This is a genomic window from Limnovirga soli, assembly GCF_013106755.1.
Classification (GTDB): Bacteria; Bacteroidota; Bacteroidia; order Chitinophagales; family Chitinophagaceae; genus Limnovirga; species Limnovirga soli.
This window is the reverse complement of record NZ_WHPF01000007.1, coordinates 154,394-172,236: the sequence shown is the minus strand read 5'-3', so window position 1 is coordinate 172,236 and position 17,843 is coordinate 154,394. Positions and strand designations below refer to the sequence as shown.

Here is a 17,843-nt window from a genome sequence, read left to right as displayed (position 1 = left end):
GTAATGCACAGTTCACATTAATTTATTATTAGCCCTGTTAAAACAAGCCAATAGATGCGTAAATTGGGGAAACCTACACAAATATGCATTGGAGAAAATTCAACGGCGAAACCATTCATCTTTCCATTAAAGAAGCAGTAGAAGAAGCCATAAAAAGAGAAGCAGAAAAAGGCGTTCGCCTAAAAGTATGTATTGGCACCGATAGCCAGGTAAAAGGCGACGATACAGAGTTTGCCACTGTAATCGTTTTTTTGCGCGAACACAATGGCGGTTTTATGTACATCCACAACGAAAAATCTAAGGTGAAGTACAATATTAAAGAGCGTATGCTGGTAGAAGTTGCCAAAAGCATAGAAATAGCATACGAGTTGTGCAACCTTTTTATTCAGTACGATGTGGATATGGAAGTGCATGCTGATATAAACACCAATCCACAGTTTAAAAGCAATGATGCCCTAAGGGAAGCGATGGGCTATATTTTGGGTATGGGATTTGCCTTTAAAGCAAAACCAGAAGCTTTTGCCAGTAGTTGCTGTGCCGATAAAGTGTGTAACTAAACAAGCCGATGCTACAACAACAGCTTACACAAACTAAGCTGGCAGGCAAAATATCCCCCAAACCTATCCTTCTTAAAATCTCGTCTTTCTATTGGCAATGCTATTTACAGCCACTTTTTTAAAACATGTGCACTTCTGTTTTGTAATTTTAATTACGGTTTTAGACTTACGTTCTGAATTTGGTTGGTAAGTAAAAGTCGATGGCATTTTTTCTTATCAGGCAATGCCACATTTTGTGCCCGCATTTGTTCATTTAAATTACTGGAGTACAAGTGTGCGACGCAAGTAAAGCTGCAAGATGCTATATGGCTGGGCTAATACATCAATTTCCTGTTGTACAATACAATGAATTTATGCCTGCAAAAACAAATTAAACAATTGATGCTTACATTCGCAAAAAGCGATTTGTATGCAATTGATAGAAGTTAGCAATGCCGCCACTGCAAAGGAATTTATTAAGGTTAACGTTTTAATAAACAAAGAAAACCCACTTTACATTCGCCCTTTGGATAGTGAAATAGATGATGTATTTGATACCACAAAAAATAAAAATTTTAAATACGGCGAAGCCAAACGCTGGATACTAAAAAACAGTGATGGTGCCCTTATTGGTCGTATTGCCGCTTTTACCCATAGCAAATACATAAATAAAGGCACTGATTTTGCCACCGGTGGTATGGGCTTTTTTGATTGTATTAATAACCAGGATGCTGCCAATATATTATTTAATGCTGGTAAAAGCTGGTTGCAAAGCAAGGGCATGGAAGCCATGGATGGCCCTATTAATTTTGGCGACCGCGATAAATGGTGGGGTTTACTGGTGGAAGGCTTTGACAAGGAACCCATGTATGGCATGCCTTATAACCCGCCTTATTACGAGCAATTGGTTGAGGGGTATGGGTTTCAAAATTATTATAACCAATATTGGTATATGATGGGGGTTGATGATAAATTGCCCGACCGCTTTGCCGAAAGACATGCCAAGTTTAAAGCCAAAGCCGGCTACGAAGCAAGGCATATTACCATGGCCAATTTAAACAAACATGCCGAAGAATTTGCCATAGTTTATAATGCGGCCTGGGCACAACATGGTGAAGCAAAAGAAATTACTACCGAGCAGGTGATTAAGTTGTTCGGCAAAATGAAAGCCATTATGGACCCACGCATGCTTTGGTTTGCCTATTACAAAGAAGAGCCGATTGCCATGTTTATAAACATACCCGATATTAACCAATATTTTAAGAATTTTAATGGCAAGCTGGGATTAATAGAAAAATTACGCCTGCTTTGGATGAAAAAACGTGGTACCTGTAAAAAACTAACCGGTGTGGCTTTTGGTGTAGTACCCAAATACCAGGCTTTGGGCATAGATAGTTTTATGATTCAGGAATGTGCATTACTGATACAGGGAAAGGGCTGGTACGAAACCTATGAAATGGGCTGGGCCGGCGACTGGAACCCTAAAATGATAAATATTTATAAAAGTCTGGGCGCCAACCCCAGCCGCAGAATGATTACCTACAGGTATATTTTTGATAACAAATATGCATTTGAACGCCACCCACAACTGGAGTATAAATAGCAAAAAAGCCTGTAAGTAACCTACTTACAGGCTTTTTACTTATTGCGACAAAGCCCAGGTTGCCGTGGCTTGTATACCATCTTTATAACTGGTAGGCACAAAAGAAAATGCCTTATTAAACTTATCTGAATTAAAGTAATAGGCATGCGCACTCTGGTAACTCATTTCAATTGATTCCTGAATGGTTTTATTAAAAAGGCCTGCCAGGCGCAGCATCCAAACAGGTAATAGCTGGAATTTATTGGGTTGTTGCATGGCAGCGGCAGCTAATTGCACAAAAGCTTCACCAGTTATTACATTGCCTGCAGTGGGCAAATGCCAGGTTTGGCCAAATGCGGTTTCTTGCTTTGCCAGTAAATACAGGGCTTTGGCGGCATCGGGTACATAGGTAAAAGAGTGTGGCACTTTGGCATTTACCAGCCATTGCGCTTTTTTGCCTTTACGCAAATTATCAAACACCAGCATATTGGGTACGCTGGTAGTAAAACCTACCGGACCATAAAAATCTGCTGCTCGGGCTATCATAGCGGTAATGGTACCGGCTTTGATTTCATCTAATAATTGTGTGGCTATAGCAGCCCTTACCTCTCCTTTTTTGCTACAGGGGTTAAAGGGTGTTTCCTCCGTCATTTCGCCGGATACGCGGCCATACATGTATACATTATCAAAAAAAATAAGTTTGGCGCCGGTGGCTTTACAAGCATTAATTACGTTGGTCATTACCAATGGCCAGGTAGTTTGCCAAACCTTTGTTTCGTAGGTTAAGCCAACCAGCAAATACACAATGGTTGAGCCCTGTACTGCCTGCAATACTTCTTCGTATTTGGTTACATCTGCGGCTATTGCTTCTGCGGTGGAAATGGGTTTGGCGCGTCTGCTTACCAACCTTACCTTTTCTTTATTGGCCAGTAAAACAGGTAAAAGCTCGTTGGCTACTGTGCCACCGGCTCCAATTATAGTGTGTAAAGACATATTTGTATTTTTTAGTTGTTATTAAATATAATCATAAGGTTAGCCCGGCTGCAGATTATTTATACAGCTGTACTTGCGTCGCACTCTTGTACGGTTATAACTGGTAGCAGCAAATGGGTGTTGCCATTTTATAAAGCTTAGAACCCTTTTTGACGCCATAAAACCCGAACGTACAAGTGTGCGACGCAAGCGGCGATGCCATATTAGCTATTGCCTGGCTAATAAAAATTTATTTTGACACATCGCTATCGTGCAACACTTTTGGTGCAAGCAGTTTATACAAAACAGGTGTTACAACCCGCGTTAATAATGTTGAGCTAATTAGTCCGCCAATAATTACCAATGCCAATGGTGAGTAAAGCGGGTTGCTTTCTAAAACCAGCGGTAACAAACCACCTATTGCTGTTAGTGTGGTAAGTATAATGGGTATAAATCTTGTTTCACCGGCTTCTTCAATTGCATCGGTAATTGATTTACCATCGCGGCGCAACTGATCAGTATAATCTACCAGCAAAATGGAATTTTTTACTTCAATACCAATCAAGGCAATTAAGCCAATAACTGCCACAAAAGAAAATGTATTGCCGGATAATAGCAGTGCCATAACTGCGCCAATAATACCCAAAGGAATTACCGATAATACAATGAGTGTGCCTTTGAATGTTTTAAACTCCAGTATTAAAATTCCCAACAATCCAAAAATGGTAATTAGTACAATAGTGCCTAGTCCGCCAAAGCTTTGCTGGCTGGCTTCAATATCGCCGGCAGCCACATAGGATGCGCCTTTGGGAAAAGGCATTTTATCTAACTCTTTCAAAAATCCATCAGTAACTTTTGCGGTATTATAGCCATTTTGCACAAAGGCGGTAACGGTTGTATACCGGTCTTTATCGTAGTGGCGAATAGTGGTAGGTGAGCTTTGAAACTGCACATCTGCCAATTGGTTTAAAGGAATCAAAGTGCCGCTATAAGAGGCAATATATACCTGCTTAAAAACATCCATGGTTTGTTTTTCGTTACGTGGCAACGTAATATTTATTTTAAATTCCTCGTCTTCATCATCCTTTCTGAATGTACCAATATTTAAACCAGTTACGGCCATACGAATGGTTTTATCAATTTCACTAACCGGCACACCAAGCATGCCTGCTTTTTCTTTGTTAACTTTTATTTTAATATCGGTTTTAAGCGTGGTGAGATCGTTATTTACATACATGGTGCCTTCAGTTTTTTGAAGCAATGCCTGCACTTTAAATGAGAGGGCACGAAGGGTATCCAGGTTTTCGCTAAATAATCGGATGGCAATTGGTGCTTCAACGGGTGGGCCCTGTTCAAAATCTTTTACTTCAATTTTGGCGTTGGGATAATTTTTAAATTTCAGCCTGAGTGAATCAATTAGTGCTCGTTTTTCTTCTGGAGCTGTATTATTTAACTGCACAAATATTTGCGCCTTATTATCCGCATTGCCTACCGATATAACGTTATAATAAATACGTGGGTTGCCATGGCCTACGTTGGTAGCATAATTCTTTAAATCGGGCAGTGAGTTAATATTGGTTTCCACATACTTTGCCACAGAATCGGTAGTAGATAAACTGGTACCTAAAGGTGTTTCAATATTAATCATAAACATAGGCTTTTCCGATGCCGGAAAAACACTAAAACCCACTACAGGCACCAGGGCAATAGAGCCTGCAAAAATAACCAATGCTACCAGCAAGGTTTTGTAAGGATTGGCCAATGCCACATGCAATAATTTTCTATAAGAGCCACTGATTAACCTTTTTAAACCACGCATAAACATATTGCCCTCGGCATTGGAATGGTTGGTTAAAATTCGGCTGGATAAAAATGGTATAATGGTTAATGAAACAAACAAAGAGGCAATTACAGTAGTTACTACAGCTGCGGGTAAACTGCGTATAAAATCACCCGCCCCTTCTGGCAAAAACAACAGGGGTAAAAAGGCAAATATTAATGTAGCAGTACAACCTAATACAGCCAATCCTATTTGTTTTGTAGCAGCCATGGCAGCTTCACGTTTGCTATAGCCATTACGCATATATCGTTCAATATTTTCAACTACTACAATACTGTCATCTACCAATAAACCTAGTGCCACTACCAAACCAACAATGCTTAACTGGTTAATGGTAAACCCAAATAAATCCAGTAGAAATAATCCAATGGCCAACGAAAGGGGTATCGATATCATAACAACCAAACTGGCCCTAAAACCCAATGGCAGTAATGTGAGCAGCACCAGAAAAATGGCAATGGCAAAATCTACCGAGAAGCCACTTAACCTTTTATGTACACTGGCTGCATTATCAAAACTTTGTGTGTAAGTAATATTTTTGGGCAGGTCTTTTTTAAACTGATCCAATACGGGTTGCATTTCCTTTTCTACATCAAAAATATTGGTACCCATTTTTCGGCTGGCAGTTACAAATACGCCACGCTCCCCATTTAGCCGGGCTATATAATTTTGTTCTTCATAGTTAAAATCAACATCGGCAATATCTTTTAGATATAGTGTTTTGCCATTTATACTGGCAACAACAGTGTTTTTAATTTCATCGATTGTTTTGTAATCGCCGCTGGTTTTAATATTGTACTTTTTGGTACCCATATCAATACTGCCACCAGGTATATTTACATTCTCGCTTTGTATAGCACCTATTACCCTGTTTAATGGCAATTTATGTTCTGCCATTTTTTCCAGGTTAAGCGATACTCTAACCTGCTGTTGCGGAAATGCCCAATTATCAACATTCTTCAGCGATTTTATTTTCTCCAGTCTTTCTTTTAATTTTTTGCTCCATGCTTCCAAATCTTTATAGGGAGCTGTTTCACTGGTTAATGCTATCTGCGAAATATTCACATCGCTGGGACTGAATTTCAAAATATCAATATCCATTATATCGGCTGGTAAATCGGCACGAATGGCATCAATTTCACGCACCAGGTCCTGGTATTTTTTATCAGGGTCCGATTCATATTTAAACTGCACATCCATAATGGCCAAACCATCATCCATGTTAGAGCTTACCTTTTTTATATCATCCAGTTCATTTATTTTCTTTTCCAATTTATCTACTACCAGTTGCTCCATATCCTGCGGACTGGTGCCCGGATAAATAACTACCACATTGTATTCCGGAGCCGAAAAATCCGGGTCTTCGCCACGGGGCATGTTTAATAAAGAGTTTACGCCAATTGCAATTAACATCACAAATACGATAAGGGTAAACTGGTAATTTTTTACTGAGAAATCAGTTATTTTCATAACAATTGTTTTGATAATTTTTATGCGATTGTTTGTTTACAATCTATTGTTTGCTGCTCTATGAAAAAGTGAAAAGGGCGTTCCCTGCGGGCCGGGCTTTTCGTTACAAGTCCTCGCCACGGGTCGTGGCTGCGGGCTTTTCACTACAATCCCTAACGCAACAGCCACTGGTAATATTAGCGTGTCCACAATTCTGTTCTACCCAATAATGAAATACCAACAAAGCCACGCAATTCCAGTGTGTGCGCATCTTTCAATCTAACAGTACACCAATACGTTTTACCCGATTTAGGATCGTACACTGCTCCGTTTTCCCATTTATCATCTCCGTTGAACATCAGGTTTTTTAAAATAACCGTTCCCAGCAAATCATTATTTCTTTGTGTTGCATCTGGGTTATTGCTGTCTTTTGCCGGTGTATTTATCCATACCAGTTTACCATAATATTTACCTTCTTTTTCATAGATAAGCACTTTGCCATCTTTAGCCGAGGTTAGCCATTCTCCACTAATAGAAGCGGCATTTTGCTTTTGTGCATTTACTGTAAGCGCAAATAAAAATGCGATCCACAGTGTTAAGTATTTTCTCATTGGTTGAAATGATTTATATAGTTGATGCGAATATTTTTTTACAGTATGCATTGCCTTATAACAGCTGCATAGCATTACCAGACGTACAAGAGTGCGACGCAACGGATGCTTATAATTGCAATATTGACTGGTTAAAAAATGTTGTTGAATAATTTATTTTTATTGTGCCACACTCACCAAACTATTTGCAGTAAGATAACTGGAGCCATTGGTAATAACTTCGGCAATGCCGGTTAGTCCGGTTGCAATGGCCACCTGATCTTTATCGATAAAAGCGATATTTACTTTTAGTTTGGAAACAGTTTTTTTATCAGCATTAAGCGTATACACATACCCGATTTTCCCATCTGCTTCTGCCAGTGCTTCTATTGGAATCATTTTAAGATTTTGCTGTGCGGAAGTTTGTAATGTAATATTGGCAAACAAACCAGCAGCAAATTTTTTACCCTGTGGTAATACTTTTATTTCTACTTCGTAAGTACCGCTGGCGAGGTCTGCTGCTTCGGCAATTTTATTTACTATGCCTGTAAATATTGTTTCAGGATAAGCATCCAGCATTACTTTGGCAGTATTGCCTTTTTGCAGCATTGCCCAGTCTTTATCACTTACACCAAAACGCACTACCCAATCATTATCTGCATTGCCCTGCAGTATAAGTGCTGGTGCTCCTGGGCCGGCCAGTTCGCCTTCGTTGATAATTTTTTTAATAATGGTACCATTTTGTGCAGCACGTATTTGCGCATATTGCTGGTTAAATTGGGCAATGCGCAGGTTTTCGCTGGCAACGCTTAATTGTGTTTGTACATTCTGGTATTGCTCTAAGGTAGCTGCGGTATCGGCTAGTAAATTTTTTACGCGGTTTACATCGCGTTGTACTTTGGAAAGGCCTTGCATACTTTGTTGCACCTGCGCATTAATCTCGGTTAAATCAAGTGTAGCAAGTAATTGGCCTTTGGTAACATGATCGCCTTCACTAACATAAATGCGGGAAACCACCCCACCAATTTTAAAAGATAATACGGCTTCTGTTCCAGCAGCAATCATACCGGCATATTGCAGTACGGGTGCATAATTTTTTTCTATTACGGGTTGCGTATTTACTATAATGGCATCTTGTGTTACTACGGCTGGCTTTTGTGTTTCGCCACAACTAGCAAGCATTGCAATTGTTAAACTGGTTATAACAATACTGTACATTATTTTTCTCATAAACTTAATTTGTCGTGTTATTTAAATTATTTATTTAAATGCATCATTACGATGCTTTTAGTTATTTATGGCAAAGCATATGTTGCCGCAGCCCTTTCCAATTCTGCTGCCTGATTTAGTACTGCCAGTTGTGCAAGGGAATATTGCAAGGCGGCATTTGTCATTTGTGTACGCGCATCTATTAATTCAATTTGCAGGGCCTGGCCTTGTTTATACCTAAGATCTGTAAGTCGGTAAACCTCTTTGGTACTTATTGTTTCATCTGCCGCACTGTTCAATGTTTCTAAACTGGCTTTATAAGAGTTATAGGTAGTAGTAACCTGTAATTGTATTTGCTTTTCGGCGGTGGAATACTGGTTTTTTATGGCATCAATATCCAGTTGTGTTTGTGCAGCTTTTAGTTTATTATCGTTACCCTTAAACAGGTTCCAGTTTAATTGTACACCAGCTAACTGGTAAAACTGTTTATCATTAAACTTATAGCCAAACCCCTGAAAACCAGCATTGTAAAATGCACTTAAAACAGGTAGCTTATAGCTTTGATTTAAGCGTAAATTTTTTTCTAATACAGTTTGTGCACTTTTTAATTTTGTAAGCTCTTCCCTGTTGGATGGTAATGTTGTTTGCACCAGCTGTGATTCCTGAATTTGTTGCAATATTTCGATATCCTTTTCTATAGGTGTATCTAATGGCAGGTTAAGCAAAAAATTAAAATATGCCGCAGCATTTAATTGGTTTTGTTTTGCTTCGGTTAAATGGGTTTGTACCTGACTAACCTGTGCTTTTGCCTTTAAAACCACTTCTTTTGTAGCAGTATTATTGCTAACCAGTTTTTCGTTAAACCGCAGGCTTTCCTGTACGGTGCCAAGCGCATTGGTATATATTTCTACGGCTTTAACACACTGCAAATACTGGTAGTAAGCTTGTTTAATATTCTTAACCAGTTCTCTTTTATAAAGTTGAATTTCGGCTTCGTAGCCATGTAACATTTCCTGCTTAATTTGTTGATTATATTTTAAAGACGGATTATATACCGGAACCGTTACTTCAATTTTGGTATCGTTAAAATCATTGGGCAGAAATTGAATGGTTTGATTGGCCAACTGAGGAAATTTGGTTGAAGAAGTTAGCTGGTTTAAAGTACTATATACAGGGTTTAATAAATCACCAATCGGAAAATCAATGGTGCGGCCACCTGTTGCTACTGTATATTGGGCATTTATACCGGCCTGAGGATAAAATAAAGCTTTGGCCCTCTGCAAATCTAGCCGTCCTTTTGCCAGATCAAACGATTTTTGTTTAAGTGCCAGGTTACTGTCTAAACCTGTATGTATGTATTTATCCAGTACTTTTTGTGAGGCAGCTTTTTCAGATGCCGCCAATATCAACAACAAAATAACGGGCAGTAAGAATGGCTTAATTTTCATGATTAATTTTATTATTATCGTTTAATATATTAACAATGTTAAGTGAAAGGGCAAAAAAATTTATTCCCTTTTAAAGGAACTGTCAATTGTTCCCAATAACCAATTAAGAGACGAATGCATAACTGGGATAATATGCTCCTTAGGTACCATTTTATTTAATCTTTCACGTATTGCTAAAGACACCAATCCATGAACCATTCCCCAAATAGCCATAGCCACCGCTTCAATAGGCGCTTTTTGAATAAGGCCTTTATCCATGCATTCTACCAATAGGTTTTTAAGTGCATCAATGGCTGTATCGCCTACTGACCAATCGCACACTTCCATTTGTGCCAACACCTCCATTGGTGCCCGTTGTATAAACATTACATCATAAAACTCAGGATTATTCATTCCAAAATTGATGTAATTTTCTCCCATTTTATACAGGCGCAATAAAGGGTTTTGAATCTCAGCTAAATTTTTGTTCATCTCCACCAATTTCTGGAAACCCAGTTCGTGCAGCTGAAAAAAGATCTCGTTTTTATCTTTAAAGTACAGGTATACAGTAGTAGGGCTATACTCAATTAAATCGGCAATTTTGCGCATAGTTACATGCTCAAAACCCTGCTCAATAAAAAGCTGCATCGATGCATCCAGGATCATCTTTTTTATATCCTGCTTTTGCTTTTCTTTTCTTTCTGCAATACCCATGCGCTATTAATTACGGTGTAAAATTACTTAACAGTGTTAATTTACCAAATTTTTCTTTACTTTTTTTTACGAACGGCTAAAAATAAGTATTGCTGCACTTATTTGCGGTTTGAAACTGGCCAAGTTGTTAACACAGTTTAATCTGTAGTAATTATATGTACCCGGCAGCAATATATAATGGGGCTTTACTTGCGTCGCACTCTTGTGCGTTCAGTTATACCTCATCAGGTAAACAGCCAATTGCAAGATCTAAACTGTTTGATACTTAGGAAATAGGTTTCGGTATGGAGAAAGTTATGTTATCTGGCAAATATTGCTGCCCTATTTGCTACAGTACAAGAGTGCGACGCAAGTATAGCACATTGTAGTTGTACAGATGGGTCAATAAATTTTTCCCCACCTTACGGCTTTCACTTTTAAGCTTAAGCCTATTTCTTATCTTGCAAGTCTGCTATGGATAAATTTATAGTTTCAGCACGCAAATACAGACCCCAGGCTTTTGACACGGTGGTGGGGCAACAACATATTACCACTACATTAAAAAATGCCATTCAGCATAACCAGCTGGCACATGCATTTTTATTTTGTGGACCAAGAGGCGTGGGTAAAACCACTTGTGCCCGTATTTTGGCAAAAACAATTAATTGCGAAAACCTGCAACCCGATGGGGAAGCTTGTAATGAATGTAATAGCTGTAAAAGCTTTAACGATGGCATTTCGTTAAATATACATGAATTGGATGCTGCCAGCAATAACTCTGTAGACGATATAAGAAGCCTGGTAGAACAGGTACGCTTTGCACCACAGGCCGGCAAATACAAAGTATATATAGTAGATGAGGTACATATGTTAAGCTCAAGTGCCTTTAATGCCTTTCTAAAAACTTTGGAAGAACCGCCTTCTTACGCCATTTTTATATTGGCCACTACAGAAAAGCATAAAATACTACCTACGATACTTTCCCGCTGCCAGATTTTTGATTTTAAGCGTATTACCAATAATGATACGGTATTACACCTGGAAGAAATTGTACAAAAAGAAGGGATACAGGCTGAAAAAGCTGCCCTGCAGGTAATTGCCCAAAAAAGTGAAGGTTGTATGCGGGATTCGCTTAGCATATTGGATAAAATTGTAAGTTTTACCAATGGCACGGTTACCTATCAAAACACTTTAGAGCACCTGAACATACTTGATCATGATTACTATTTTCAGCTATTGCAATACCTGCTGCAACAGGATTTAGCAGCCGCTATGTTATTGTACGATGAAATAAACCGTAAGGGTTTTGAAGGAGATTTGGTGTTAAATGGATTTGCAGAATTTTTACGTAACCTATTGGTGTGCGTAAACGAAAAAGCTGCAATCCTGCTGGATGTAGTAGAAGGCATGCAAACAAAATATATTAGTGTAGCCAAATCTACCAGTCTATCTTTTTTAGTAAGCGCCTTAAATATTTTAAACGAAACAGAAATTAATTATAAAATGGCCCGCAATAAAAGATTGCATGTAGAAATGGCCATTATTAAACTAAATTTTCTGCAACAGGCTATTGAGCTTACTACCGACAATGGCAGTATGGTTAAAAAAAAACGGATTGACGGACCAATAGCCTATAAAACCAAAGCAATTAATACCTTACAGGCAAAGCAGGCCACAACAGACAGTGCAGCTAAACCAACTGCCCCCAAATTGCTGATTGAAGAACAGGTTACTAAAAAAACTGCTACTGTAAAGCCATTTTCTGCTGCGCCTCCACAAAGCCAGCAAAGCGTTACGGCTACTGTTATACCCATTAGCACAAATACACCTACTTATAATAAAGCAACAGAACCAGGCAATGGCAGTCCTAAAAAAAGCCTGCTGGATGGGTTAAGACAAAAATATGGTAGCGAATACCTGATAGAAGAAATAAAGGAAGCAGAGGCGCTGGAAACAGCAAAACTAAAAAGGCTTTGGGAAGAGTATGCCCTTAAAATGGATGAGCAACTAAAACACTCGGCTGCCAATACTTTCCGCATGGCCAGGTTACAAATTGAGGCAGATAATTTCTTTACCATCACTGTAGATGCACTTACCCAACAAAAATTTATTGAACAGGAAAAAACCCTGCTGGTAGATTTTATTCAGGTAGGCTTTAATAACCGCAGCATATCTTTTAAAATATTGGTGGAAACTAGTGAGCAGGAGGAATTGCCAGCCCATTTAACTATGAACAGCAGGCAACGGTTTGACAAAATTGCCGAAATGTACCCCCTTGTAAAAGAGCTTAGAGACCGCCTGAAACTAGAATTAGATTATTAGAAAACCGTGAATAGTAAACTTATAATAGCTACACTTATTACAGTCATTTGCATGGTTTGGATAAGCATGCAGGGCAAGCCACTTAAACAGCCTTCAACACCCATGGGTATTGTAAGCATAGAACTGGCCTATACCGTACCAAAGGCACAATTGGTTATAAATTCATGGCAACTTACCAATGTAGTGGCTGTTGCCAGGCAAAATATTTATATAGATTTTCTATTTATAATTTCTTATTGTACAACCTTAATTTTGGCAGTTTTAGCCAGTACTAAACCACAAAACCTGGCTGTAAAAAAAGCAGGAAAAGCATTTATCATAGCCATTTTAATTGCCGGCACCTGCGATATTTTTGAAAACGGCTGGTTATTACAATTACTGGCGGGGAATATTACTCCTTTACCTGTGGCTGCAGCAGCCATTTTTGCTACCATTAAATTTAGTTTAATAGTTATTACATTACTGTTTCTGCTTTACAGGTTGATGCATAGTCAGCTTATTAAAAAAGCCAAATAGGTTTTGGTAGCAGGCTTTCTCCTAAAATGCAGCGCCTCTTGCCACGCTCGTTTCGTGGTTCCTCTTTCATGGCAGCAAACAGCCGCTGTATTAATAAGAACAATTATGCGCAGGTAAGAATGAGTGTTCTATATAAAAAAAGCAGGTAACAACCCATGCTATCGCATTTTCTTGTAATTTCACGCCTCATTTTACAGGTAATATTACATAAATATGTATTTACCTTTATTTTGTGCTGTATCTGGCAAGATGATTTTTTGTTGCCAAATAGCATGATACAGTACAGGAGTGCGACGCAAGTAAAGCTGTATGCATTTACTGCAGCCGGGCTAATAAAATGAATTTAAATTGATATTCTAAAATTGTAATTACAAGATTATTTATGGCAGAAGTGATTTTAATGCCCCGATTAAGTGATACCATGACAGAAGGTGTGATAGCTGCATGGCATAAAAAAGTGGGTGATGCAGTAAATAAAGGCGATTTGCTGGCCGATATTGAAACAGATAAAGCAACAATGGAGCTGGAAAGCTACCAGCAAGGTACCATTTTACATTTAGGTGCAGCTGCAGGTAGTAAACTTCAGGTAAACGATTTGTTGGCTATTATTGGTAAAGCCGGTGAAGATGTTAGTGCCCTGGTTGCACAAAATGGTGGAGCAGCAGCAGCTCCGGCAGCACCTGTTGCCGAAACAGCAACAGTCCCTGCACCAGCTACAACTGCACCAACAGGTAAAAGCATAGATACCAGTGCTATGGAAGAAGTAATTCTTATGCCCCGCTTAAGTGATACTATGACAGAAGGTGTTATTGCAGGCTGGCAAAAAAAGATAGGCGACACAGTTAAAAAAGGGGATGTATTGGCCGATATTGAAACAGATAAAGCCACTATGGAACTGGAAAGTTATAAGGAAGGTGTATTACTTTATCAGGGAGCGCAGGCTGGTGAAAAGATACAAGTGAACGACTTGCTTTGTATTGTAGGCAAACCCGGATTTGATGTAGATGCCGTTGTAAATGCATTAAAAAATGGAGGTGCCACTACTACCGTAGCAGCCCCTGCAGAAACTGCTGCACCTGCTGCAACAAATACCGCTACTGCTGCACCAACCACAGTTGTAGTAAATGAGGGAAGAATATTTGTTTCTCCACTGGCCAAAAAAATTGCAGATGAAAAAGGTATTGACCTTCGCTATGTAAAAGGCAGTGGCGATAATGGCAGAATTGTAAAAAGTGATATTGATACTTATGTTACACCTGCCGCCAGTGCACCGGCTGCAAGCAGCCCTGCACCAGCTCAAACTACCAGCCCTGTTGCCAAAACCAGTGCAAATATTGGGGAAGTAAGTTTTGACGAAGTGCCGGTATCTCAAATGCGTAAAACCATTGCCCGCCGCTTAAGCGAAAGCTTATTTACAGCACCGCATTTCTATCTTACCATGAGTATTGATATGGATGCATGTGTTGCAGCCAGGGCAAAAATAAATGAGGTAAGTAAAGTAAAAATAAGCTTTAATGATATGGTGCTGAAAGCTGTAGCCACATCGTTAAAACAACACCCTAAAGTAAATAGCAGCTGGCTGGGAGATAAAATACGCTATAACCACCATGTTAATATTGGTGTTGCTGTAGCAGTAGATGAAGGATTACTGGTACCGGTGGTGAGATTTGCGGATAACAAATCATTAAGCCAGATTGGAGCAGAAGTAAAGGACTTTGCACAAAAGGCTAAGGATAAAAAATTACAGCCGTCAGATTGGGAAGGAAGTACATTTACCATCTCTAACCTTGGCATGTTTGGAATTGACGAATTTACGGCTATTATAAACCCTCCGGATGCCTGTATTTTAGCAGTTGGTGGCATTGCTCAGGTTCCTGTTGTAAAAAATGGGCAAATTGTACCTGGTAATGTAATGAAAGTAACACTTAGTTGCGATCACAGAGTAGTGGATGGTGCTACCGGTGCAGCTTTTTTACAAACCTTAAAAAGTTTATTGGAAGAACCTTTACGCATGCTGGTATAAAAGCATGTTATAATTGAATAATTAAAAAAGGTGGGTAATGCCCACCTTTTTACTTAACAGTATAAATCATAAAAAAAGCGATGTTACATGTAACATCGCTTTTTTTATATCGTAATTATTATTAGCTGGCTGAAGTATCTTCAGTTACATCAGATGCTGGTGTTTCAGGAGCAGCTGGCGTTTCAGGAGCAGGCATTTCAACTGGTGCCTCAACTACTGGCGTAACTACTACTGTTTCTGCAACTACTGGTGCAGGAGCCGGCTTTTTAGCTTTTGCTTTCTTTTTTGCCGGAGCTGCTTTTTTAACTGGGGCTGGTGCTGCAGGAGGTGCTACTTTAACAGGAGCTGTTTTTTTAACAACTGGAGCTATTTTCTTTGCTGGAGCAGCTTTTTTAACAGGAGCAACTTTCTTTGCCGGTGCTGCCGCTTTTTTAGGTGCTGCTTTTTTTGCTGGTGCTGCTTTTTTTGCTGGTGCTGCCTTTTTAGCTGGTGCTGCCTTTTTTACCACTACTTTTTTTGCAGGAGCTGCTTTTTTAGGCGCTGCTTTTTTAGCGGGAGCTGCTTTTTTTATAACTACTTTTTTTGCAGGGGCAGCTTTTTTAGGCGCCGTTTTTTTTGCCGGTGCCGCTTTTTTAACTACCGCCTTTTTTGCCGGAGCTGCCTTTTTAGCTACCACTTTTTTAGCAGGAGCGGCTTTTTTTACTGCTGCTTTTTTAGGAGGAGCCGCTTTTTTAACTACCGCTTTTTTTGCAGGGGCTGCTTTTTTAACTGCTACTTTCTTTGCAGGAGCTGCTTTTTTTACGGGTGATTTTTTTGCAGGGGCTGCTTTCTTTTTATTGCCTTTTGCCATGAGATGGGTTATTTTTTGTGATGGATATTTATAAGATTGTTAAGGTAAAAACAGTTTTTGAGATTTCAACGTTATAACTTAAAAAAATTTGGCATAATGCATAATTTATAATATTAATGGCTTTTGAAATTTTAAAAAAATAAATATCATATCCCTGCCTAGTTATTGCTTATACTTTTAAATTAAATAACATTCAACTAGGTAATACACTAAACAGGTTCAAAATTTTTGTTAGTTGTTTTGAACCAGCCAAACAATATTTGGCTATGAAATACCCTGTGTTATTATGGGCCTGTTACGATTGGTGTTTGTGATATTTTTAAAGGACTGTAAAAGCAACACCACGGCATTAGATACAATAAGATAATTTATTTAACAAGAATAATTGATGCTGCTTAATAGGAACCTGAAGTGTGAGACGCAAGTAAAAATGCCACGTGTCCTCACAGCCGGGCACCTGCTATTGCATTATCTTAATAAATCGCAGGGTTTTAATCCCGTATGCTTTTTGAAAGCTGCAGAAAAATGTGAAATTGAAGAATAGCCAAGTAAGGAGGATACATCGGTTACAGAAAGCCCCTTCTCGTACAAAAGATATTTGGCATGCTCCATTCTCTGTTGTTGATAAAAATCGAATATGGTGGTACCAAAAATTTCTTTAAAGCCTTTTTTTAAATAGCATTCGTTAATGGCTACTTTGCGGCTTAATTCCTTAATAGTAATAGGTTCCCCAATGCGTTGCAATAAAATTTCACGTGCCTGATAAATACGTTCTTTTCCGCTTTCATCGGCAAGGAATTTACATACAAAACCATCTTCTTTTTCATCTACAAGGCACTCCAGGCTATAGAGTAGCAGTTCGTGCACTTTTGCATTGGTAAATATGTTTTCCATCGCTCCGCTATAACTATGATTTAGCAATGCATCAAGCGACATACGTTTGCGATTGCAAACGGGGAAAATTTTGGTAAAAGAGTTGGGGTGTTTAAAAGCCAGCACCTCATCTTTACGGTTACTTAATTTTACATTATGTACAAACTGATGTAAAAATGTTGCAGAGAAATGAAAAGTAAAAACATCTACTGTATCGTGTTTTCCACTACAGTTTTTTGTAGGTAATTCACCGCATTGGGTGCAACTTTTTTCAAAACAGAATTTATTGCCACTGGTACAAAAACGAAGCTCCAGATAATTATCTTTTGGCTCTAGTGGGTTATAATGATATACCATCATGCCAGTATCCTCGCTACTCCATTTTTGTAACGGAAAATAACGGCGGATTACATATTGGATAGACCCTGGAATATGCTGCTCTTTCATATGCAGTAAATTCATTGTGCTATCAATATGATTGCCCTGAGCAATTTTTAATATATCTAAAACTTCTAACATGAAGAACAAAATTAATGTATCTACATGTAAATGAGAAGTTAAGTTGTCATTCCAATGTAAAAATGGAATAAATGGGACTTAATTAAAGCAACTATAACTAATTAATAGTAAAAAAAAAGCGGTGGAAAAGAAAAACCACCGCGAATCGTCAGCGATCTTATCGCCCTATGTAAAAATGCAATTATTATGGCGTTTAGCACAACCAAGGCAATAGGTTGAAAAAAGGATGACACAAAGATGAATGCTTTTTTAATAGCAAACAACGTGATTTATCACGCAAAACCGCGTGATTTATCACGCGAAAAAGGATAAATGTTTAATAAAAACCACTTAAAATTCTGCTAAAAATAAACAGAATTAAAATCAGGTGTTTTTACGGTTTTTAGCACAATAAAAAACACAGATCTTTCCGCTATTACTTTTTTACGGAAACAGGTATTAC

General features: G+C 38.6%; 13 protein-coding genes. 5 read left to right on the top strand and 8 right to left on the bottom strand.

The genetic code is table 11. From position 1 onward, the window contains the following. Positions 1–83: 83 nt before the first annotated feature. Together GD597_RS11345 and GD597_RS11340 are read left to right on the top strand one after the other, a co-directional pair. Positions 84–557, top strand: a complete 474-nt coding sequence (locus GD597_RS11345; RefSeq protein ID WP_171607976.1) for a ribonuclease H-like YkuK family protein — start codon at positions 84–86, stop codon at positions 555–557. Positions 558–966: 409 nt separating this feature from the next. Next, positions 967–2,139 carry a hypothetical protein gene (locus tag GD597_RS11340; protein WP_171607975.1) on the top strand — a complete coding sequence of 391 codons (1,173 nt, stop codon included), beginning with the start codon at positions 967–969 and terminating at the stop codon, positions 2,137–2,139. A gap of 39 nt (positions 2,140–2,178) precedes the next feature. Here the strand turns inward: GD597_RS11340 and GD597_RS11335 are convergent, their stop codons facing one another. The 6 genes from GD597_RS11335 to GD597_RS11310 form a co-directional block, all read right to left on the bottom strand. Continuing rightward, positions 2,179–3,111 (bottom strand): NAD-dependent epimerase/dehydratase family protein, encoded by a 933-nt coding sequence (locus tag GD597_RS11335; RefSeq protein WP_171607974.1) that lies wholly within the window; start codon positions 3,109–3,111, stop codon positions 2,179–2,181. Between the two features lie 229 nt (positions 3,112–3,340). Then, on the bottom strand, positions 3,341–6,400 hold the full coding sequence (locus GD597_RS11330) for an efflux RND transporter permease subunit (protein WP_171607973.1): 3,060 nt from the start codon (positions 6,398–6,400) through the stop codon (positions 3,341–3,343). Between the two features lie 176 nt (positions 6,401–6,576). Further along, on the bottom strand, positions 6,577–6,990 hold the full coding sequence (locus tag GD597_RS11325; RefSeq protein WP_171607972.1) for a DUF2147 domain-containing protein: 414 nt from the start codon (positions 6,988–6,990) through the stop codon (positions 6,577–6,579). 159 nt (positions 6,991–7,149) lie between these two features. Continuing rightward, positions 7,150–8,199 carry an efflux RND transporter periplasmic adaptor subunit gene (locus GD597_RS11320; protein ID WP_216368572.1) on the bottom strand — a complete coding sequence of 350 codons (1,050 nt, stop codon included), beginning with the start codon at positions 8,197–8,199 and terminating at the stop codon, positions 7,150–7,152. Between the two features lie 65 nt (positions 8,200–8,264). Beyond that, entirely contained in the window at positions 8,265–9,626 is a 1,362-nt protein-coding gene (locus GD597_RS11315; protein WP_171607971.1) for a TolC family protein, read from the bottom strand. 60 nt (positions 9,627–9,686) lie between these two features. Beyond that, positions 9,687–10,319, bottom strand: a complete 633-nt coding sequence (locus tag GD597_RS11310; RefSeq protein ID WP_171607970.1) for a TetR/AcrR family transcriptional regulator — start codon at positions 10,317–10,319, stop codon at positions 9,687–9,689. A gap of 453 nt (positions 10,320–10,772) precedes the next feature. Between GD597_RS11310 and GD597_RS11305 the strand changes: the two genes are divergently transcribed. From GD597_RS11305 to GD597_RS11295, 3 genes are all read left to right on the top strand, one after another. Then, complete coding sequence (locus tag GD597_RS11305) at positions 10,773–12,620, top strand: DNA polymerase III subunit gamma/tau (RefSeq protein WP_171607969.1); 1,848 nt, start codon at positions 10,773–10,775, stop codon at positions 12,618–12,620. Positions 12,621–12,626: 6 nt separating this feature from the next. After that, positions 12,627–13,136 carry a hypothetical protein gene (locus tag GD597_RS11300; protein ID WP_171607968.1) on the top strand — a complete coding sequence of 170 codons (510 nt, stop codon included), beginning with the start codon at positions 12,627–12,629 and terminating at the stop codon, positions 13,134–13,136. 382 nt (positions 13,137–13,518) lie between these two features. Next, positions 13,519–15,159: a pyruvate dehydrogenase complex dihydrolipoamide acetyltransferase gene (locus GD597_RS11295; RefSeq protein ID WP_171607967.1), complete on the top strand. Its 1,641-nt coding sequence runs from the start codon at positions 13,519–13,521 to the stop codon at positions 15,157–15,159. A 121-nt stretch (positions 15,160–15,280) separates the two neighbouring features. Here the strand turns inward: GD597_RS11295 and GD597_RS11290 are convergent, their stop codons facing one another. Then, positions 15,281–16,009, bottom strand: a complete 729-nt coding sequence (locus tag GD597_RS11290) for a hypothetical protein (RefSeq protein WP_216368571.1) — start codon at positions 16,007–16,009, stop codon at positions 15,281–15,283. Between the two features lie 468 nt (positions 16,010–16,477). Further along, on the bottom strand, positions 16,478–17,401 hold the full coding sequence (locus GD597_RS11285) for a helix-turn-helix domain-containing protein (protein ID WP_171607966.1): 924 nt from the start codon (positions 17,399–17,401) through the stop codon (positions 16,478–16,480). Positions 17,402–17,843: the final 442 nt, after the last annotated feature.